General features: G+C 70.4%; 19 protein-coding genes. 8 read left to right on the top strand and 11 right to left on the bottom strand.

The features are described from left to right. Positions 1 to 49: 49 nt before the first annotated feature. The 3 genes from ACIBK1_RS17095 to ACIBK1_RS17085 all read left to right on the top strand — a co-directional run bounded on the left by ACIBK1_RS17095 (position 50) and on the right by ACIBK1_RS17085 (position 2,649). Positions 50 to 1,252, top strand: coding sequence for a L,D-transpeptidase (locus ACIBK1_RS17095; RefSeq protein ID WP_396735930.1), 1,203 nt, complete (start codon positions 50 to 52; stop codon positions 1,250 to 1,252). Between the two features lie 58 nt (positions 1,253 to 1,310). Continuing rightward, entirely contained in the window at positions 1,311 to 1,643 is a 333-nt protein-coding gene (locus tag ACIBK1_RS17090; RefSeq protein ID WP_030512423.1) for an ArsR/SmtB family transcription factor, read from the top strand. A 100-nt stretch (positions 1,644 to 1,743) separates the two neighbouring features. Then, positions 1,744 to 2,649 carry a TIGR03620 family F420-dependent LLM class oxidoreductase gene (locus tag ACIBK1_RS17085; RefSeq protein ID WP_030512422.1) on the top strand — a complete coding sequence of 302 codons (906 nt, stop codon included), beginning with the start codon at positions 1,744 to 1,746 and terminating at the stop codon, positions 2,647 to 2,649. Positions 2,650 to 2,664: 15 nt separating this feature from the next. Here ACIBK1_RS17085 and ACIBK1_RS17080 read toward each other — a convergent pair whose 3' ends face one another. Further along, positions 2,665 to 2,844: a hypothetical protein gene (locus tag ACIBK1_RS17080; protein ID WP_030512421.1), complete on the bottom strand. Its 180-nt coding sequence runs from the start codon at positions 2,842 to 2,844 to the stop codon at positions 2,665 to 2,667. A gap of 355 nt (positions 2,845 to 3,199) precedes the next feature. Here ACIBK1_RS17080 and rox point away from each other — a divergent pair, with 355 nt between their 5' ends. Then, the gene (gene rox / locus ACIBK1_RS17075; protein ID WP_396736011.1) at positions 3,200 to 4,624 is read left to right on the top strand and encodes a rifampin monooxygenase; all 1,425 of its coding nucleotides are present in this window, start codon (positions 3,200 to 3,202) and stop codon (positions 4,622 to 4,624) included. A 39-nt stretch (positions 4,625 to 4,663) separates the two neighbouring features. On the opposite strand, the gene ACIBK1_RS17070 is transcribed toward rox, so the two are convergent. After that, positions 4,664 to 5,347 (bottom strand): class I SAM-dependent methyltransferase, encoded by a 684-nt coding sequence (locus ACIBK1_RS17070; RefSeq protein ID WP_396735926.1) that lies wholly within the window; start codon positions 5,345 to 5,347, stop codon positions 4,664 to 4,666. Between the two features lie 37 nt (positions 5,348 to 5,384). On the opposite strand from ACIBK1_RS17070, the gene ACIBK1_RS17065 reads away from it, so the two are divergent. Beyond that, entirely contained in the window at positions 5,385 to 5,822 is a 438-nt protein-coding gene (locus ACIBK1_RS17065) for a MerR family transcriptional regulator (protein WP_030512418.1), read from the top strand. A gap of 94 nt (positions 5,823 to 5,916) precedes the next feature. On the opposite strand, the gene ACIBK1_RS17060 is transcribed toward ACIBK1_RS17065, so the two are convergent. The 4 genes from ACIBK1_RS17060 to ACIBK1_RS17035 form a co-directional block, all read right to left on the bottom strand. Further along, complete coding sequence (locus tag ACIBK1_RS17060) at positions 5,917 to 6,678, bottom strand: phytanoyl-CoA dioxygenase family protein (RefSeq protein ID WP_396735923.1); 762 nt, start codon at positions 6,676 to 6,678, stop codon at positions 5,917 to 5,919. Between the two features lie 204 nt (positions 6,679 to 6,882). Further along, positions 6,883 to 8,364 carry a cellulose binding domain-containing protein gene (locus ACIBK1_RS40610; RefSeq protein ID WP_449566884.1) on the bottom strand — a complete coding sequence of 494 codons (1,482 nt, stop codon included), beginning with the start codon at positions 8,362 to 8,364 and terminating at the stop codon, positions 6,883 to 6,885. Between the two features lie 294 nt (positions 8,365 to 8,658). After that, positions 8,659 to 9,699, bottom strand: coding sequence for a LacI family DNA-binding transcriptional regulator (locus tag ACIBK1_RS17040; RefSeq protein ID WP_030512415.1), 1,041 nt, complete (start codon positions 9,697 to 9,699; stop codon positions 8,659 to 8,661). A gap of 407 nt (positions 9,700 to 10,106) precedes the next feature. After that, complete coding sequence (locus tag ACIBK1_RS17035) at positions 10,107 to 10,556, bottom strand: carboxymuconolactone decarboxylase family protein (RefSeq protein WP_357318975.1); 450 nt, start codon at positions 10,554 to 10,556, stop codon at positions 10,107 to 10,109. A gap of 83 nt (positions 10,557 to 10,639) precedes the next feature. Between ACIBK1_RS17035 and ACIBK1_RS17030 the strand changes: the two genes are divergently transcribed. Further along, positions 10,640 to 11,524, top strand: a complete 885-nt coding sequence (locus tag ACIBK1_RS17030) for a sigma-70 family RNA polymerase sigma factor (RefSeq protein WP_396735920.1) — start codon at positions 10,640 to 10,642, stop codon at positions 11,522 to 11,524. 140 nt (positions 11,525 to 11,664) lie between these two features. Here ACIBK1_RS17030 and ACIBK1_RS17025 read toward each other — a convergent pair whose 3' ends face one another. Continuing rightward, on the bottom strand, positions 11,665 to 12,813 hold the full coding sequence (locus ACIBK1_RS17025; RefSeq protein WP_030512412.1) for an epoxide hydrolase family protein: 1,149 nt from the start codon (positions 12,811 to 12,813) through the stop codon (positions 11,665 to 11,667). A 62-nt stretch (positions 12,814 to 12,875) separates the two neighbouring features. Between ACIBK1_RS17025 and ACIBK1_RS17020 the strand changes: the two genes are divergently transcribed. After that, positions 12,876 to 13,841, top strand: a complete 966-nt coding sequence (locus ACIBK1_RS17020) for a helix-turn-helix transcriptional regulator (protein ID WP_396735916.1) — start codon at positions 12,876 to 12,878, stop codon at positions 13,839 to 13,841. 37 nt (positions 13,842 to 13,878) lie between these two features. Here ACIBK1_RS17020 and ACIBK1_RS17015 read toward each other — a convergent pair whose 3' ends face one another. Then, entirely contained in the window at positions 13,879 to 14,940 is a 1,062-nt protein-coding gene (locus ACIBK1_RS17015; RefSeq protein WP_363531221.1) for a radical SAM protein, read from the bottom strand. Positions 14,941 to 15,204: 264 nt separating this feature from the next. Then, positions 15,205 to 16,374, bottom strand: coding sequence for a TetR/AcrR family transcriptional regulator (locus tag ACIBK1_RS17010; protein ID WP_396735913.1), 1,170 nt, complete (start codon positions 16,372 to 16,374; stop codon positions 15,205 to 15,207). Positions 16,375 to 16,478: 104 nt separating this feature from the next. On the opposite strand from ACIBK1_RS17010, the gene ACIBK1_RS17005 reads away from it, so the two are divergent. Continuing rightward, entirely contained in the window at positions 16,479 to 17,681 is a 1,203-nt protein-coding gene (locus ACIBK1_RS17005; protein ID WP_396735910.1) for a cytochrome P450, read from the top strand. Positions 17,682 to 17,884: 203 nt separating this feature from the next. Here ACIBK1_RS17005 and ACIBK1_RS17000 read toward each other — a convergent pair whose 3' ends face one another. Together ACIBK1_RS17000 and ACIBK1_RS16995 are read right to left on the bottom strand one after the other, a co-directional pair. Beyond that, positions 17,885 to 18,283 (bottom strand): GNAT family N-acetyltransferase, encoded by a 399-nt coding sequence (locus ACIBK1_RS17000; protein ID WP_396735907.1) that lies wholly within the window; start codon positions 18,281 to 18,283, stop codon positions 17,885 to 17,887. Positions 18,284 to 18,353: 70 nt separating this feature from the next. Beyond that, entirely contained in the window at positions 18,354 to 18,884 is a 531-nt protein-coding gene (locus tag ACIBK1_RS16995; protein ID WP_396735904.1) for a GtrA family protein, read from the bottom strand. Positions 18,885 to 19,226 lie beyond the last annotated feature (342 nt).

The raw sequence follows: 19,226 nt of genomic DNA, 5'->3' as shown, positions 1-19,226 counted from the left end.
ACCCCGAATAAGGTCTTATAGTGCCCTTCGCGCTCATGGGGGAGTAGTTGTGCTGAGCACTGGAAGTCGTTCGAGGTGGCCGATCGCCGGAGTCGCCGTGGCGCTGGCCGCGGCTCTGTCGGCATGCTCCGGCGGATCGGGGACGCCAGGCTCGACGGGCGGGGACTCCGGCGACGCCGCGCCGGCGATACCGGCGCCGAAGATCACGATCAGCCCGGCGACGGGCAGCGCGAAGGTGCGTCCCGACAAGACCGTGGTCGTCACGGCCGCCGACGGCGAGCTGGAAGAGGTCACCGTCCAGGCGGGCGACGAGACGGTCGAGGGCGAGTTCGACTCCACGCACACCAAGTGGACCTCCAAGGAACCGCTGAAGCCCTCCGCCAAGTACACCGTGTCGGCCAAGGCCACCGGCAAGGGCGGCCCGGCGGCCGCGACCAGCCGCTTCACCACTCTCAAGCCCAAGGTCGGGCTGGAGGTCGTGGACGTCACCCCCGGCATCAAGGGGGAGACCGTCGGCGTCGGCATGCCGATCATGGTCAGGTTCAACGCGCCGGTGCAGGACAAGGCCGCGGTGGAGCAGGCCCTTGAGGTGGACGCGGAGAAGCCGGTCAAGGGCGCGTGGCGGTGGATCGACGACAAGTACGTCATCTACCGGACCGCCAAGTACTGGCCCGCGCACCAGAAGGTGAAGTTCACCGCGCACCTGACCGGCGTGAAGGCCGGGCCGGACACCTACGGCATGGAGGACCACAGCACGATCATCAAGATCGGCGCCGCCTGGATCAGCTCGGTCAGCACCAAGACCCACATGATGGTGGTCCGGCGCGACGGCAAGGTCGTGCAGACCATGAAGATCAGTGCCGGCATGGCGACCACCCGCGAGTACACGACCACCAGCGGCGTCCACCTGACCATGGAACGCGGCAACCCGGTCACGATGATCTCTCCGGGCAAGAAGGAGGGCGACCCCGGCTACTACAAGGAGGTCGTCAACCACGCGGTGCGCATCTCCAACAGCGGTGAGTACGTCCACAGCGCGCCCTGGTCGGTGGGCTCCCAGGGCCGGGCCAACGTGAGCCACGGCTGCGTCAACGCCAGCCCCTCCCAGGCCAAGTGGTTCTACGACAACTTCCACCGGGGAGACGTCGTCAAGATCGTCGGTACCAGCCGGATCCTGGAGTGGAACAACGGCTGGGGCTTCTGGCAGATGCCGTTCAGCAAGTGGCAGCAGGGCAGCGCCCTCGAATCGTGATCCCTCGCTCGCATCGAGGAATTCCGAAATATGGGTGGGGGAGCTGTAGCCTGGGCTCATGGCGGAGAGCGTGACCTCACCGGATCCCGAGCTGGTCGAGGCGTTGCGTGCGCTGTCGAACCCGATGCGGTTGCAGCTGCTGATGTGGCTGCGTGAGCCCGAGCGTCACTTCCCGCTGCACGAAGCGATCGCCGACCCGGCCGAGGTCGGGGTGTGCGTGAGCCACATCCAGGCCAGGGCGGGGCTCGCGCAGTCGACGGTGTCGGCGTACATGGCCGAGCTGCAGCGGGCGGGCCTGGTGAAGGGCACGCGGGTGGGCAAGTGGACCCACTACAAGCGCGACGAGGAGCGCATCGCCCGGCTCGTCGCCTCCCTGGGGGAGACGCTCTAGAACCACGACGTCGCATGACGCCCGCCCTCGCATTGCGGTTCATATCGAAAATCTGCGATACTTCGATATATAGATCGAAGACAAGCACGAGGAGACACCGATGGGCGACCTCGACGGCCTGGACCTGGGCGGGTTCGGCGTCTACACCTTCGACTTCGAGCACCAGCCCGCCGCGCTGATGCGCGAATCGATCCAGGAACTGGAGGATCGGGGATGGCCCGCGTTCTGGATCCCGGAGCTGGCGGGGCGTGAGGCGTTCACGCACGCCGGTTACCTGCTCTCCTGCACCCGGCGGATCGCCGTCGTCAACGGCATCGCGCGGATCTGGTCGCGCGAGGCCCCGTGGGCGTACGGCGCCGCGCTGCTCCTGGCCGACGCCTACCCCGGACGGCACGTGCTCGGCCTGGGCTTCGGCGGCGCCCCGAGGCCGGGAGTCACGCCGCTGGCGGCGATGGCCGCATATCTCGACGACATGGACGCGGTGCGGACGTCCAACCCGCTGCCGCGGACACCGATGCGCCGCATCCTGGCGGCGTACGGGCCCAAGATGCTCGAACTGGCCCGTGACCGCTCCGCCGGCGCCCTCACCTACCACGTCACGGTGGAGCACACCGCGCGAGCGCGGGAGATCCTGGGACCGGACGCGTTCCTGGGCGTCGAGCACGCGGTACTGTTCGAGTCCGACCCCGCCAGGGCCCGCGCGGCCGCGCGGGAGCACCTGCACCGCTACTTGAACTCGCCGTACAACATCGCCAAGTTCCGGCGGCTGGGCTACCCGGACGAGGAGATCACGGGCGGCGGTAGCGATCGCCTGGTCGACGACCTGGTGTTCTGGGGCGACCTCGACACGATCGTGGCCAAGCTCGGCGCCCACCGCGACGCCGGCGCCGACCACGTCGCGATCCAGGTCATCGGAGTCGAGCCGGGGCGGTCCGCGATGCCGTACTGGCGGATGCTCGGCGACGCGCTGCTCCCCCAGGGGGCCGGCGTCCGCCGCACGACGTGAGGGGAAACCGCGGTCCTACTGGACGCCCCACTTCATGAGGGCGAAAGCGCCCACGATCTTCAGCGCGACGAGCGCGATGACCACGCAGAACACGATCAGCGCGGGGCGGTGCTCGAAGTGCTTGCCCTCCTTCAGCGGAGGACGCTTGGCGACGCGCTCGGCGATGCGCTCTTCGAGGGGTTTGCGGTGGAACATGAACGCAGACTACTACCCGACTCGCCCGGCCCATCTGCCGATCGGAGGGCCGGAAAAGGATTGGACGAGATCACGCTCGGGCTTGTAGCGTGCGGTCCACCGTGACACCGGCCGAGGAGGTGAGACCCATGAACGCTGCATCGACGTGGGTGCTCCCCCTTCCCGTCACGGCCGGGCGATTGACGTAGGTGTCGCCGGGAGCGCCCAGCCATCAAGGCACTCCCGAAAGGCACCACCTATGCGTTCTCAGTTCACCGCCGAGCCGTCGTCGAACGACATGGCCGATCGCGACTTCACCGTGGGCGAGGTCCCCACAGTTGTCCGGGCACCCGCCACCGACGCCGATCGCGAACCCGTGTTCGACGTGATCATTGCCGGGTGCGGGCCGACCGGTGCGATGCTGGCCGCCGAACTGCGGCTGCACGACGTGCGGGTGCTCGTCGTGGAGAAGGAGACCGAGCCCAAGTCGTTCGTCCGCATCGTCGGTCTGCACATTCGCAGTCTCGAGCTGATGGCGATGCGCGGGCTGCTGGAGCGCGTTCTCCCACATGGAAGACGGCGTCCGGCCGGCGGTTTCTTCGCCGCCATCGACAAACCCGCGCCCAAGGGGCTGGACTCCGCGCACTCCTATCTGCTGGGCATCCCGCAGCCGGTCATCGAACGCCTGCTTGAGGAACATGCGACCGAACTGGGCGCGCAGGTGCGGCGTGGTTGCGCGGTGACCGGTTTCGAGCAGGACGACGAGGGTGTGACCGTAGAGCTGGCCGACGGGGAACGGCTGCGTACGCGCTATCTCGTCGGCTGTGACGGCGCGCGCAGCACGGTGCGCAAACTGCTCGGCGTCGGCTTCCCCGGCGAGCCCTCGCGCACCGAGACGCTGATGGGCGAGATGGAAGTGGGGGTGCCGCAGGAGGAGATCACCGCCAAGGTGACCCAGATCAACGAGACCCACAAGCCGTTCTGGCTGAGGCCCTTCGGCGGTGGGGTCCACAGCGTCGTCGTCCCCGCCGTGGGAGTCGTCGATCGTGCGGAACCGCCCACCCTCGAGGATTTCAAAAACGCGCTGCGCGCCATCGCCGGAACCGATTTCGGCGTGCACTCCCCGCGCTGGTTGTCCCGCTTCGGGGACGCCACCCGGCTGGCCGAACGTTATCGGGCCGGGCGGGTGCTGCTGGCCGGCGACGCGGCACACATCCATCCGCCCATCGGCGGACAGGGCCTCAACCTCGGCGTTCAGGACGCGGTCAACCTCGGCTGGAAACTGGCCGCGCAGATCCGCGGCTGGGCGCCGGGCCCACTGCTGGACACCTACCAGGCCGAACGCCGTCCGGTCGCCGAGGACGTGCTGGACAACACCCGCGCCCAGAGGGAACTGCTGTCCGCCGAACCGGGCCCCCAGGCCGTACGCAGGCTGCTCAGCGAACTGATGGACTTCGACGTGGTGAACCGCCATCTCATCGAGAAGATCACCGCGATCGGCATCCGCTACGACTTCGGCGACGGCCCCGACCTGCTCGGCCGCCGCCTGCGCGACATCGACGTGAAACAGGGCCGCCTCTTCGATCTGCTGCATCGCGGCCGCGGCCTGCTGCTGGACCGCACCGGACGCCTGACCGCCGGCGGCTGGTCGGACCGGGTCGACTATCTCGCGGACCCCACCGCGGCGCTGGATGTTCCGTGCGTCCTGCTACGCCCCGACGGCCACGTCGCCTGGATCGGCGACGATCAGCAGGATCTGGACGCCCACCTCTCCCGCTGGTTCGGCACGCCGGCCGGCTGACTTCGAAAGGGCACCGATCATCTCGCGTGTCCTGTGCGGTCATGACGGCATTCCGGTCGGATCGGCGGCGAGGACACAGGCGACGGGCGGGTCGAGGTCGAGGGTCTCGACCCGCAGGCGGGTGAAGCCGGCCCGGGTGAGCAGGTCCTGAAGCTCTAGGGCGGCCCGGGCCGTGGTGTCCCGGGTGGCACGGTTCCTGGTGGCACCGTTCCGGGCGGCAGGAGAGCAGCGCGGCTGGCTGACGAGCGCGATGCGTCCCCCGGGCCGGAGCAGGCGGCGCAGCTCGCGAAGCCGCTCCACCGGGTCCGGCCAGAACCCCACGGAGTTGACGGCGAGGATCGCATCGAGCGGATCGCCGAAGTTCGGCAGCCGCTCCACGGTGGCGTGCGCGAGGTGGACGCGGCCGGCGCGGATGGCGGCGGCGTTGCGACGGGCGGCCCGCCGGACCATGGTCTGTGAGTGGTCGACGCCGAAGACGTGGCCCCGAACGGCGCGGGCGGCGCATTCGGCGATGGCGATGCCGGGACCGAAGCCGACCTCGAGCACCTGGTCGGCAGGCTGCACGTCCAGCAGCGACACCGCCCAGATGTTGCGCTTCCGGTTGGAGGGGCGGTGGGCGAACATCCAGCCGTTCGCCCACCCGACGACGCCCCGGGGGCGATGGGCCTGGCCCACCAGGTATCTGATCACGCGTTGCTTGAGAGACGCACCCGCTGTTCGCATGATCGCCAGTCAACGGCTTCAAGTACGCTTGAAGTCAATGGACGAGCAGTTGACGATCGGTGAGCTGGCGCGCCGCACGGGTGTGGCCACCTCCGCTCTGCGCTACTGGGAGGAGCTCGGCCTGCTGCCGGCGCCGGCCCGGGTCTCGGGCCAACGGCGTTATCCGCCGTCGGCGGTCGGGCTGGTCGGTGTGGTCTTGATGCTGCGGGACGTCGGTTTCACGCTGCGCGAGGTCAAGACGTTCGTCGCGTCCCGGTCGCCGGCCGGCGACGGTTGGCGGGAGCTGTACCACCGCAAGCTCGCCGAGCTGGATCAACGGATCGCCCGGGCTCAGGTGGCCCGCACCGCCATCGCCCACGGCCTGGCCTGCCCGCACGAGGACATCCTCGAGTGCTCCAACTTCGCCACCGGGGTCGCGGCGGTCCTGGAGGGGCGTTCCCTCGAAGAGGCTCACGAAGAGATCCACTCGCACTGACCTCGCCGCCGAGAGCTGCCGAGAGCCGCCCAGAGTTGCTGGGAGCGGCCCGTGCCCGCCGCCGTAGGAGGTAGTGCGGCCCGAGCCGCTCCGGTCAGCCGCCGAGCCCGAGCCGTACGGCCCGCGCGAGGGGGGTGGCGTCACCGGAGGTCAGCGGCTCGGTCAGGAAGAACGGAATCTGGGACATGAAACGAGGCCGGGTGCCGCGATGGGGCTGAGCGGCGTGGACGAGGTGCGGATGACACAGGTAGACGTCGCCGGGCAGTCCCGTGGCGAGGGCCTCGGGCCGGTCCGCGGTCGCCTCGTCCAGCACCGGGCCGGAGGCGAAGAACTCCAGCCCCTGCGCGCCGTGCGGCTCCAGGACGCGGACGGTGTCGAGGTGGGAGCCGACCCTGACACGGGTGGGCGCGTCGTCGGGACCGACCTCGGACAGCAACACCAGCACGAGCATCGTGTGGGACGCGAGGGCGACCGTCCCCCAGGCGCCGGCCGGGCCGGGGTCGTTCTGGTCGATGTGCCAGCCGGTGTCCCCGGCGTCGGAGGGGTGGGGGAAGCGGACCGGCGTGTTGCCGATGGTGCCGCGCGGCACCCACCCGCCCTTGCCCGCGACGAGGTCCAGCGCCTCGGCAAGACGCGGGCCGCGCATCGCCTCCCCGAACGGGCCCTGCCCGGCGGGGTCGGGGGCGGCCCACACCACCGGCTGCGTCCAGTCCTCCGGCCGGTCGGGGGACAGTCCGATCTGCCGCCACAGCAGATCCCTGATCCGGTCCCCGGTCTCGCGGGGGAACGCCTCCTCGACCTTGAGGAAGCCCTCGGTGACGAAGCGGTCGAGGTCAGCGTCGGTGAAAACGGCCATGGCCGGACGGTAGCGAGCTCCGGCGCCGGGTGTCGATCGATTTATCCGGCACCTCACCCGCCGCGGTCCGGGCGCCCGGCGGCGCGACGTTCCGCGGCGGGTGAGGTGCCGATACAGGAGACCGGGGTCAGCGCGACGGAACGCGGCGGCCTCCGGACGCGAGAAAACAAGGTGGCTTTCCGACGCGATGAGGCATTCGTCAGGTCAGGGGCTGCTGCAGGTGACCGCCGGCGATGCCGGTGATCCGTTGGCGAGGAACCCGAACGTGGCGGAGGCGTTCGCGCCCAGCGAGCCGTTCCAGCTCATGTTCTTCACCGTCACCGCGGAACCGCTGACACTCAAGGTGCCGTTCCAGAGCTGGGTGATCGTCTGCCCGCCGGCCAAGGTCCAGCGTGCCGTCCAGGCGTTGATCCCCGAGGTCCCGGCGCGCACCGTCACCTCGCCCTGGAATCCGCCGGGCCATGAGCTGATCGTCGTGTAGGTGGCCGAGCACGCGCCGCCGACCGGCGACGGGCTCGCCGAAGGCGAAGCCGACGGTGAGGGACTCGGGGACGGCGAGGCTGAGGGCGACGGGCTCGGGGACGGCGAGGGGCTCGCGGACGGTGAAGGTGAGGGGCTAGGCGATGGTGAGGGGCTCGGCGACGTTCCCTTGTACTCCGCGGCCACCTTGGCCAGGTCGGTTCCCGTCCCCCTCATGTAGGTCTGGTTGACCCACGAGGTGAAAGCGGTCTGGACGGCCGACGACGAGGTGCCCGACCACCGCTCCTCCTTGTCCTGGTCGAAGTAGACGACGTTCTTCAGGTCGGGGTAGCGGCCCGACTGCAGGACGGACGCCATGTCGTTGATCCACTGGGCCTTGTTGCCGCCGTCCTCGCTGGAGGCGACCTCGCCGATCATCACCGGGCGCTTCGGGGCGACGGCGCGCGCCTTGGCGTAGGCGCTGGAGAACATCGAGTCGAAGCTCGTCCAGTAGTTGCCGGACGGGTCCCAGGTCGGGCCGAGGCCCCAGTTGTAGCCGTCGATGCCGACCCAGTCGACGTAGGCGTCACCGGGGTAGGACTGCCCGGGGTCGTTGAAGGAGGAGTTGGGGGTGGAGCTGTTGTTGAAGCACCACACCCACTGGACGTTGGTGGCGCCGGCGGCGACGACCAGGTCGTGCACCCGCCGGTAGGCGCTTATGTACAGAGCGGGGTTGCTGCCGTTGTTGACGATGCCCCAGGGGTACCAGTCGCCGTTGAACTCGTGTCCCCAGCGAATCATGATCGGCGCGCCGACCGATGCGAACTCCGCGCCGCGGGCCCTGATGTAGCTGTCCCACTTTCCGTTGACGATGTCCTGGAGGTGGATCTGGTTGGAGTCGCTCACGCCGAGAGCCGGGTTCCAGGGTTCCCAGGTGAAGTGCGTCATCACGCCCTGGTTCCACAGGGCCCTGGCCTCGGCCGCGTTGAAGGCGTTGCCGGTGGCCCAGCTGTCGAACCACTCCACGCTCGCGGGGGTGACCCCGTACCGGCTGACGGTTCCCGAGAGGATCTGGGAGGGGCTCGTCTCGCGGAACACGCCGAGGTACTTGGTTGAGGCGTCCGCGGCGGCGGCCTGCTGGGAGATGGTCAGCGCCGCGCACACAAGGAGACCGGCGACGAAGACGGCCATCGTTCGGAGGCGCCCGAACTCGATCCGGTGTTTCATATGTCCTCCATGGATTTGGCGCGATCCGAGCCGGTCACACGGAGATCCGGGCGCTCAGGTCCATCGGCCTGCGCCACTCGCGCCGTCGGCTGCTCGTCGGCGCTTCGGGTCTGATCGGCGGGAGCTCGCGTGCCCAAATGGTGAAACAGAGGGCTACACGCCGAACACCCCAGGCGAGTGGCGGCAAACATTTCCGCAGGTGAAACCGGATAATGGAATGAATGCTTCTGAAAGTTCCACGAAACACTCGTTCCTGCACCTGCCATGGAGGGCCGGATGGCCGGTGAACCTGGGTCAGACAAGGGGAGCGGTGCTGGAGCGCACGTGTAGCCGGGTGGCCAGCTCGACCCGCTCCTCGACCGGGGCTCCTCGGGAGGCCAGGGCCAGCACCATCTCGGCGGCGGCGGTGCCCATCTTCTGCAAGGGCTGGCGCACGGTGGTCATCGGCGGGTCCGCCCACTGCGCGAGGGGCAGGTCGTCGAACCCGACGACGCTCAGGTCCTCGGGAACGCGCAGCCCGGCCCGGTGGGCGGCCTGGTAGACCCCCAGGGCCTGCAGATCGTTGGCGGCGAAGATCGCGGTCGGCGGATCCGGGAGCGCCAGCAGCGCCTGGGCCTGGGTGCGGCCGCCCTCCACATACAGCGGGCCGGTGCACACCAGGCCGGGATCGGCCGGGATGCCGGCCGAGTCCAGGGCGGCCCGGTAGCCGTCCAGGCGGGCCCGGCAGCACATCAGCGTGTCCGGCCCGTTGATCATGGCGATCCTGCGGTGGCCCAGCTCCAGCAGGTGGCGGGTGGCGGCCAGGCCGCCGTTCCAGTTGGTGGCTCCCACCGAGGGGACGTCGTGGTCGGGCTCGCCGCGCGGGTCCAGGGCGACCAGCGGGATGGAGCGGCTGGCGAGCCGGGCCCGCTGGCGTTCACTGAGATCGGCCGAGACCGCGATCACCCCGACCGGTCGGCGGGCCAGCACCTGGTCGATCCAGCCCGAGTGCGGGGAGCGCCGGCCGCGCATGTCCGTCAGGCCGAGGATCATGCCGCGGTCCTGGACGACCTCGTCCATGCCCCGGATCAGCTCCAGCGCCCACAGGCTGTCGAGCGATTCGAAGACGACCTCCACCACCGCGCTGGAGTCGACGGCGTCCGGCCGGCGCCGCCAGCCGTGCTCCTGGACCAGTTCCTCGACCTTGCGGCGGGTTCCGGCGGCCACGCCGGGATGGCCGTTGATCACTTTGGAGACGGTCGGGGCGGACACGCCGGCCAGCTTCGCGATATGCGCCAGCGTGACCTCCGGGCGGGGACGCGGCGCCGCGTACGGGTCGTGGGGGGTAGCGGTCACACCGAGATTCTACGAAGCATGGAATCCGCCATGAAAATTACAGAATCATTCGCGAGAAATACCGTTACGAGCTGCACGAAATACTTTCTCGTCGGTGTCCGCGAATGTGCATCTGCCGCACCCGCGGTGGCCTCGCCTACGGCGGCTTCCCGCTGCCGCAGGTCGTGAACACCTATGCCTGCAAGGCCTCCGTGACCCGCAACATCACCTTTCACCGACCACCTGCGTGGCACCTCCGTCGGATTCTCCTGGTCGGCACGCCACGGCACGGCTCGACCGGCCCGGGGCATCCAGCCGCAGCGCGAGGCACGGCGAACGGCGTGATCACGGCGCGCCCTCGGGGCCGCGGGGCGTCATCCCGTGACCGCGCGGACACGCGGTCAGCACCTGATGACGCCCCGCCCGGCTCACCAGGTCTTGCCGGCCTGTTCCCGGACGGCGCGGTTGATCCGGTTGAAGAAGTTGGTCATCGCGACGTTCAGGATGATCGCGGACAGCTGCCCGTCGTCGAAGTGGGCGGCGGCGGCCTCCCAGATCTCGTCGGTCACGCCCGGCGCGCCGTCCTGGATGCGGGTGGCGGCCTCGGTCAGCGCGAGCGCCGCCCGTTCCGCCTCGGTGAAGAAGGGCGTCTCGCGCCACGCCACCACGCTGTGCAGCCGTTCGTCGGTCTCTCCGTGCTTCTTCGCCGACGCGACCCCGGCGAACACGCACGGGCTGCAGCCGTTGATCTGGCTGGCGCGCAGGTGGACCAGTTCGAGGACGCGCGGGTCGACGCCACCGGCGTGAATCGCCTTGTAGAGGTGCTGGACTGCCGTGGTCACGTCGGGGTTCGCCGGGCTCTTCAGGCGTGCTTCCATCGGTGTTGCTCCTTCATCGGTTACCTCGGCCCGTCCGGGCCCGTCATCCCCATGACGGAGCAGATCCGAGGAAGGTAACAAACATGTCCGACACCAGCCCCGCGGACCCGGTGGCCGAGGCGTTCGAAGCCCAGCGCGACCGGCTGCGCGCGGTCGCCTACCGCATGCTCGGGTCGCACGCCGACGCCGAGGACGTGGTCCAGGAGGCCTGGCTGCGGCTGTCCCGCCAGGACACGGCCACCATCCACAACTTCGCCGGCTGGCTGACCACGGTGGTCGGCCGGATCAGCCTCGACGTCCTGCGGTCACGTCAGGCCCGTTCCGAGGCGTCCTACGACGACCGGCTGCCCGAGCTCGTCGTGACCGTCGACGACGGCCCGGCGCCCGAGGACGACGTGGCGCTCGCCGACTCGGTCGGGCTCGCGCTCCTCGTCGTCCTGGAGTCGCTCGGGCCGAGCGAGCGGCTGGCGTTCGTGCTGCACGACCTGTTCGCGGTCTCGTTCGACGAGATCGGCCAGATCCTCGGCAAGTCCACCGCCGCCGCCAAGATGCTCGCCAGCCGCGCCCGCAGGAAGGTGCAGGCGGCGGAACACCCCACGTCCGCCGGGCGAGAGCAGCGCGAGGTGGTTCAGGCCTTCCTTTCCGCGGCGCGCCGCGGCGACTTCGAGGAGTTGCTGCGCGTGCTCGACCCCGGGGTGAAGCTGACCGCCGACCTCCCCCATGGTGTGGTCGTCATCCTCGGCGCCACCGAGGTCGCCACCGGCGCACAGAGCCGTGTGGCCGCCGGCGCGGCCGTGCGAGGCCGGGCGGTGCTCGTCAACGGCCTGCCGGGGTACGCGTCGTGGCGAGAGGACGGCGCTCCGCTGTCGGTCATGGCGTTCACCGTCGTCGACGGCCGGATCACCGGCATCACTGTCGTGGCCGACCCGGCCAGGCTCGCGGCGATGGACCTGCCGGAGCCGGAGTGAGTCGCCGCCGGAATCGCCTTCACGCGTGCTCAGCGGTCTTCGGGCCGCGGTCTTCAGGCCGCGGTCTTCAGGCCAGGTCTCGGGCCCGTGGTCTACGGGCCGTGGTCTACTGGCCGTGGTCTACGGGCAGCGGCCCGGCCCTACCGGGCTCTCAGGTTGCGGAAGAAGTCCCGGACGTCGGCGACCAGCAGATCCGGGGCCTGCAGCGAGGCGAAGTGCCCGCCGCGGGGAAACCGCGACCAGTGGACGACGGTGTTCGACAGCTCGGCCAGGCCGCGGATCGCCCGGTCGCCGAGGAAGTTCGCCACGCCCGTCGGCACCGGGGACGGCGGGGGGCGCCGGCCCCACGCCTCCGAGGCGGTCTCCAGGTACAGCCGCGCGGCCGAGCCCGCTGTGGCGGTCAGCCAGAAGATCGTGACGTTGGTCAAGACGGTGTCGCGGTCGACGGGGGTTCGCTCGGTCCGGGTGGGATCCCAGTCCACGAACCACTCCAGGTTCCACGCGAGCTGGCCGGCCGGGGAGTCGTTGAGCGCGTACGCCAGGGTCTGCGGCCGGGTGGACATCTGGGTGGCGTAGCCGGAGTGGCCGTACCACCACGACTGGTTGCGCCTGGCCTGTTCGCGCTCGTCGTCGGAGAGCTTGTCCAGCTCGCCGGGGTCGATCGGCGTCGAGGCGGTGGCCAGCGCGTTGACATGGACGCCGATCACGTGTTCCGGCGCGATCCGGCCGAGTTCCGGGGAGACGATGCTGCCGAAGTCGCCGCCCTGAGCGCCGTAACGCTCGTATCCCAGGCGTCGCATGAGCTCGGCCCAGGCCCGGGCGACGCGGCCTGACCCCCAGCCGGTCTCGCGGGTCGGCCCGGAGAACGCGAAACCCGGCACCGAAGGCGCGACGACGTGGAAGGCGTCCGCCGGATCACCGCCGTACGCCCGGGGGTCGGTCAGCGGCCCGAGGACGTCCAGGAAGTCGTACACCGTGCTCGGCCAGCCGTGCGTGATGATCAGCGGGGTGGCGTCGGGCTCGGGGGAGCGTACGTGCAGGAAATGGATGTCCTGGCCGTCGATCTCGGTGGTGAACTGCGGGACCCGGTTGAGGCGGGCCTCGTGCTCGCGCCAGTCGTAGCCGCTGCGCCAGTGCTCGACCAGCTCCATGAGGTAGTCCTTGTTCACCCCGTAGGACCAGCCGGCGCCGGGAAGCTCGTCGGGCCAGCGGGTGCGGGCCAGACGGCCGGCCAGGTCGTCGAGGTCGGCCTGCGGGACGTCGATGCGAAACGGTCGTGGTGTGCTCACGGCAGTCAGCCTGCCCGGTGTGTAGGACAGCAGCGGTCCTACACATCCGTCACCATGGACGAATGGTGGACACCGACACCCCGGCTCGCCTGCTCCGGCTGCTGTCGCTGCTGCAGACCCACCGCGACTGGTCGGGCACCGAACTCGCCGAACGCCTGAACGTCACGACCAGGACGGTGCGGCGCGACGTCGGAAGGCTGCGCGGGCTCGGCTATCCGGTGCACACCACGATGGGCCCCGCGGGTGGCTACCGCCTCGGGGCCGGCGCCTCACTGCCCCCGCTGTTGCTGGACGACGAGGAGGCGGTGGCGGTGACTGTCGGGCTGCGCGCCGGCGCGCCGAGCAGTGTCAGCGGGTTCGAGGACGCGTCGCTGCGTGCGCTGTCCAAGGTCGAGCACGTCCTGCCGTCGCGGCTGCGTCACCGGGTCGAAACTCTGGGAGACGCCATGGTGGCGATCCCGCCGCGCGGCGGGCCCACCGTGGACGCGGCGGTCCTGACCGCTGTCTCCGCCGCGATCCGCGCTGCGGAGACGCTCCGCTTCGACTACGTCGGCCACGAGGGGGCGCCGTCGGCCAGGACCGCCGAACCCCATCGCCTGGTCTCCTGGGGCTACAGGTGGTACCTCGTCGCCTGGGACGTGGACCGGGGCGACTGGCGCACGTTCCGAGCCGACCGGATGTCGCTGCGCACACCCAACGGGCCCCGCTTCACGCACCGCGAGCCACCCGACGGCGACGTGGCGGCCTACCTCCGCAGGACGATCGGCCGTGACATCTGGCCGTACCGCTGCCGCCTTACGGTGCACGCCCCCGCTTCGCGGATCGCCGGACGCGTCGACGGCGTCGTCACCCCCATCGACGACGACAGCTGCCTGCTCGAACTGGCCTCCGACTCGCTCGACCTGGTCGCGCTCGTGGTGGGCACGCTCGGCGTCGACTTCGACGTCCAGTCGCCGCCGGAACTCGCCCGGCACCTTCGCACGCTGTCCAGCCGCTTCGCCAGGGCGGCCGGACAGCGCCGAAGGTGACGGGCCGGGGAGGCGTCGTTCAGCTCTGACCGAGGAGTCAGACGAGGGCGAGCTGGCGGGCGGGGGAGCGGCGCCTCCGCCAGCGCCGCGCGTCCCTGCCGATGCCGTAGGTCTCGGCGAGGGACCGCACCTGCTCGGCGATCCGCAGGCGGTAGCCCTCCTCGGCGACCTGGCCCCTGCCGTACAGCGCCTGGTAACGCGGCACGAGACCGGGATGCTCGCGCTCCAGCCACCCCATGTACCACTCCCGCGCCCCCGCCGGCAGGCGCAGCACGACGGGGGTGACGCTGACCGCGCCCGCCTCGGCCGCCCGCCGCACGGTCGCCAGCAGGTGATCGGTGGAGTCGGTGATGAGCGGCAGGATCGGGGCCATCAGCACCCCGCAGGGAATGCCGGCGTCGTTCAGCGTCGCGCAGATCTCCAGGCGCCGCTGCGGCGTCGCGGCTCCCGGCTCGACGGCGCGCCGCAGGCGGTCGTCGACGAACCCGACCGACACCAGGGCGCCGACCTGGGTCACCTTCGCCGCGTCGCGTAACAGGTCCAGGTCGCGCAGGACCAAAGGGCTCTTGGTGAGCACGGTGAACGGGTTGGCCGCGTCGGCGAGGGCCCGGATGACACCGGGCATCAGGCGGTAGATCTCCTCGGCCGGCTGGTAGCAGTCGCCCGTGAGGCCCAGCGCGACCGGATCGCCGCCCCAGCGGGGGGATGCCAGCTCGCGCCGCAGGCGGCGTGCCAGGTCGGTCTTGACCACGATCTTCGTGGCGAAGTCAGCGCCGGGGTCCAGGCCCAGGTAGCGGTGACCGCGGCGGGCGGCGCAGTAGCCGCAGCCCGCCTCGCAGCCGCGATAGGGGCTCGCACCCCATGTGAAAGGCAGCTCGGCGGCCTCGGGCACCCGCTCCAGCGCCGCGCGGGCCGGCACCTCATAGCAGGTGATGCCGTCGAAGACGCGGGTGACGGCCTGCCGCTCGATGCGCGGCCGGGCGGGCCCCTCACCGACGAGCGACTGCTGCCCAGACTCCCGAGACTGTCGCTCAGGCTGTCGCCCAGCCTCCACGGGCCGCCGCGCCTGCTGCTGTGCGGACTGTCCGGGCTGTCGCACGGGCTCCCCGGGCTCCTGCACCGTCTCATGCACTTGGGGCCGCGCCGGGATCTGGTCCTCCGCGCGGGAAGTGGCGTCGCGACGCATGAGGTTCAGTAGAACACGCATTCGACCGTCGCGCCAAGTGTCCACGCCCACACGCATCCCGCCCGTGCAGGACTCGCGGCGTCCCGCGCGGCTGCTCGGCGCTCGAGGTTCGGGGTCGGGGTTCGGCGGTCCGCGCGGTTGCTCAGGTTTTGTGCTCGGGGGTTCGGGGTTCTGCGCTCAGGGCTCGGCGGAGGCGGCGGCGTGACAGGCGCCGTATCCGTCGGCGCGCGCGACCACACGCCCTGACCGCACCCGCACGGCCGCCTCGGTCCCGTCGCTCACCGCGGTCACCCCGGCCGCCGCCGCCACGGCCCCCTCGTCGTCGTGCACCACGCGCAGGCGCGGCCAGGCCGCCTCGGGCAGGGTCTGCCGGAGGCAGGCGCGTACGTCGGCGAGGGCCAGCCGGGCGAGCGGCCCCAGCTCGCCGGGATCGCCGGTGACCAGGACCGCGGTGACCTCGTCGCCGGGCGGTGTCGCACGCACCGCCTCCTCCACGGCCTCCAGCCGGTTCAGTCCGAGGACCGCCACCACGCCGTCACGCGCGAGCGAGGCCGGCTCACCCCGCACCGCGTCCACCGCGAGCGGCGGCGACCAAAGCTCGTCGGCGGGCCGTGCGCGGGGCACGAAGGGCAGGTGAGGGGGGTCCCATCGGTCGCCGAGGTCGAGGTCCGCCAGCGCGGCGCACGCCGTGACGATGTCGAACGGCTCGGCGAACCCGGGCGCCGCGTCGGCCATCTGGCTCGCGCCGTGCAGGGTGGTCAGGGCGGTCTCCGCGATCCGCACCCGGCGCCGCGCGGACATGTTCCCGTCGAGTCGTTCGAGCGCGAGCCCGAGCACGATCGCGTTCAGCTTCATCAGCTGCGCGAACGGCTGGCGGACCCGCTGGTCGGCGAGCACCTCCGGCATCAGGTCCATGCCGAGCCTGCCCGGGCCGTCGGTGGCCAGGGGGAGCCGGGAGACCCAGGCGCGCGCGAACGCGGCGAGCGCCTCCCCGGCCGTGGCCGCGCCGGGTGTTCCCACATCAACCGTCCCTGCAGCGTTCGTCCCTGCAGCGTTCGTCCCGGCATCGGCCGCCTCGCCGGCGGGCGTCTCGCCTGACGCGGAGGAGGACCGCCGTAGGCCGTCCGGCCCGGCTTCGCGCTCGGCCAGGCCGGCCAGCACCGAGAAGTACAGGGCTCGCTTGCCGGGGAAGTTGGAGTAGACCGCGCCACGGGTGAGCCCGGCCCGGTCGGCGATGGCGTCCACCTTGGCGTCGCGGAAGCCCCGCTCGGCGAACTCGTCGCGGGCGGCGGCCAGCACCTTGGCCCGGTTGCGTGCCTGAAGCTCGGCCCTGGTGAGGCGTCCCATCCGTCTCCTCGTCCGTATAACGCCCGCTTGCCGTAGGGGCGGACCCAAGATACCGTCGCCACTCAGATGATATGAACATCTGATTTAAACATCTGGAGATACTCGTGATCACACTGCCCGAGGTGGACCTCACCGATCCCGAGGTCCTGGCGGACCCCTTCACGACGTACGGACGGGCGCGCGAGCGCGCGCCGCTCGCCCGGCTGCTCATCCCCGGCCTCGGCCCGATATGGGCCCTCACCAGGCATGACGGGGCACGGGCGATGCTCGGCGACGCCCGTTTCGAGCTCACCGCCGACAGCTTCATGCGCCCGCAGGTCCCCGACGACTGCCTGCCGTACATGCGGACCATGAGCGAGATGAGCGGCCCCGAGCACGCGCGGCTGCGCAAACTCGTCGCCCCGGCCTTCACCCCCCGGCGGGCCGCCGAGTTCCGGCCCCGGATGGAGGCCATCGTCGACGCCCTGATCGACGACCTGCCCGCTCACGCCGACGGCGGGCGGGTCGACCTGCTGCGGCACTTCGCGCGGCCGCTGCCGATGGACGTCATCTGCGCGCTGGTCGGCATCCCCGAGGAGGACCGCCCACGCTGGCGCGAATGGGGCGCCTCCGTCGTCGCCGGGGCGGGTCAGGACTTCGCGCGGGCCATCCCGGGAATCATGGCGGGCGCCAGGGACGCGGTCGCCGCCCGCCGGGCCCGGCTCCGGCAGGAGGACGACCCCGGAGACGTGCTGGGCGAGCTCGTGCGGGTCCAGGCCGAGGACGGAGACCGGCTGAGCGACACCGAGATCGTCACGATAGTCTGGCATCTGGTCCTCGCCGGGCAGACCCCGACCAACCTCATCGCCAACGCCGTGGCCGCCCTGCTGTCCCATCCCGATCAGCTCGCCGCCGTACGCTCCGACCCCGCGCTGATGCCGGGGGCCGTCGAGGAGCTCATCCGCTGGTGCGGTCCCTCACTGCTGGCGGTCCCGCGCCACGCCCGCCAGGACGTCGAGTTGTATGGCGCGACCGTGCCCAAGGGCGCCAAGGTCACCGCCCTGATCGCCGCGGCCAACCGCGACCCGCGGGTGTTCGCCGACCCCGACCGGCTGGACGTCGGCCGGACGCCCGGCGCCGGCCATCTGGGGTTCGCCCACGGCCCGCACTTCTGTCTCGGCGCGTCCCTCGCCCGCGTGCAGACCCAGGTCGCGCTCACCGCGCTGCTGCGCCGCTTCCCCCGCTTGGCGATGGCCGCGCCGCCTGAGGAACTGCGCGCCCCCGACCCAGGCACGTGGCGGCTGGCCGCGCTGCCGGTGACCCTGTGAACGGGGTTTGAGGAACATCGGAGAGAAAGCCGGCGCTGAGCCTTGTCGGGGCTTTCAGGCGCTTCGACATGGTTCGTGGGGGTGTCTCGACGCTGGGCCGCTACTCCTTCTCCCTTCCCAGACTTGCCGGAGGTCTGCGGCCCCTGCGCGAGCCGGCGGACGAGCAGCAATAGGAGCCGGCAGGAAAAAGCCGTTCAACCCGTTCACAGCAGTTGTTCCAGCACATGTTTCATCGGAAGGAAGCCGGCGGCTTCGTAGAACGACCGGGCTTCATCGTTGCAATCCAGGACCTCTGTGAGGAGGCGCCGGCATCCCGCCTGCCTTCCTGCCTCACGGACCGCGTTCACCAGGGCGGTTCCAACTCCGTGGCGCGTCGCCTTCGGCGCCACGGCCAACTGGTTCAGAACGATGAAGGAATCCGCGTGCATGAGAGCACTGGCGGCACGCTGCTGCAAAGTCGCGGACGCGTACCCGACGCACTTGCCCTCCGGAAGCTCAGCGATGAAGATTCGCACAGACTCCCGGCTCAACTGGTCCTTGTAGAGCGCCATGAGCTCGTCTGGTGACGGCTGCTCTCTGTATATGTCCGGCCGACGCGCCACGTGCAATCCATGCACGTGGCCGTTCAGCTCGGCCAGAAGGCGGGCGTCCTCGGGCAGCAGTACATCGCGGCTACTCGGCGGGCGGAGGGCTCGAGCAGGCCGCCTCGTCCTTCGACTTGGCCTTGGAAACTGGAGCCAGCCGTACGCGGCCGGGGCGGTCCTCCTCGTGCGGGAAGACCCACCTCCGAAATGCCCAGAAACGAAAGGCCGCGGCGATCAACGTGCCGATGACCTGCGCGCTCACGAAGTCGGCGATCTCCTGGGTGACCAGGCTCACGTCCGGGGTCTCCAGCAGGAACACGTACCGGGAGATCCACAGCGGCACTGAGCTGAGCACCAGACCGACGCCACTGACCAGGAAGAACAGCGCCGCCTCGTGGTGTCGCTCGCGGCCGCCTCTCGTCCGGAACGACCATTCACGGCTCAGCGCATAGGACACGATCGTCGCCACGAGCACCGCGATGACCTTCGCGGTCACCGGCTTCGGTTCCAGAATAGTTAGCTTCAGCCCGTAAAACACGGTGTTGTCAACCAGGAACGATGTTCCACCTACCACAGCGAACTTCAGCAGCTCACGATGCTTCACGGCAAAGGCGGGCACTGCTGGTAATCGTGCGAGTACTGTTTGTGCTATTGCGAAACGTCCTGATCTTCTCATCTGCCGGACACCCTGGTCTCAAGACTCACTGACACGGCCTTTCCAGCTCGGGCGGCTGGAGCCGCACCTGTCGGCATCTGGGATCAAGGCGGCCACCATACATTGCTTTTCACGGCCTTCACTCGGCCGGCACGCGCTGCCTCAATTCCCGGCACCTCTGTACGGCCTGCGAATGGCAGGCTTTTGGCGACATGCAGTCGTACCTCGCCACAGGGCTGGACGTGTCGCCAGAACAGCGGTGTCAGCCCACGCCGGTGGGCGGGCTTGGGCAGGCGGACCCGTTCG

The organism is Microbispora rosea, assembly GCF_044460045.1.
In the GTDB taxonomy this organism is placed as follows: domain Bacteria; phylum Actinomycetota; class Actinomycetes; order Streptosporangiales; family Streptosporangiaceae; genus Microbispora; species Microbispora rosea.
The sequence above is the reverse complement of the archived record's forward strand: the minus strand, read 5'-3'. Positions and strand labels throughout refer to the sequence as shown.

Coding starts and splice junctions, on each gene's coding strand:
- ACIBK1_RS17090 (WP_030512423.1), top strand. CDS start 1,311: ATGGCGGAGAGCGTGACCTCACCGGATCCCGAGCTGGTCGAGGCGTTG.
- ACIBK1_RS17035 (WP_357318975.1), bottom strand. CDS start 10,556: ATGGAAGCACGCCTGAAGAGCCCGGCGAACCCCGACGTGACCACGGCA.
- ACIBK1_RS17020 (WP_396735916.1), top strand. CDS start 12,876: ATGGTGGACACCGACACCCCGGCTCGCCTGCTCCGGCTGCTGTCGCTG.
- ACIBK1_RS40610 (WP_449566884.1), bottom strand. CDS start 8,364: ATGAAACACCGGATCGAGTTCGGGCGCCTCCGAACGATGGCCGTCTTC.
- ACIBK1_RS17070 (WP_396735926.1), bottom strand. CDS start 5,347: ATGCGAACAGCGGGTGCGTCTCTCAAGCAACGCGTGATCAGATACCTG.
- ACIBK1_RS17065 (WP_030512418.1), top strand. CDS start 5,385: ATGGACGAGCAGTTGACGATCGGTGAGCTGGCGCGCCGCACGGGTGTG.
- ACIBK1_RS17030 (WP_396735920.1), top strand. CDS start 10,640: ATGTCCGACACCAGCCCCGCGGACCCGGTGGCCGAGGCGTTCGAAGCC.
- ACIBK1_RS17080 (WP_030512421.1), bottom strand. CDS start 2,844: ATGTTCCACCGCAAACCCCTCGAAGAGCGCATCGCCGAGCGCGTCGCC.
- ACIBK1_RS17060 (WP_396735923.1), bottom strand. CDS start 6,678: ATGGCCGTTTTCACCGACGCTGACCTCGACCGCTTCGTCACCGAGGGC.
- ACIBK1_RS17085 (WP_030512422.1), top strand. CDS start 1,744: ATGGGCGACCTCGACGGCCTGGACCTGGGCGGGTTCGGCGTCTACACC.
- ACIBK1_RS17010 (WP_396735913.1), bottom strand. CDS start 16,374: ATGGGACGCCTCACCAGGGCCGAGCTTCAGGCACGCAACCGGGCCAAG.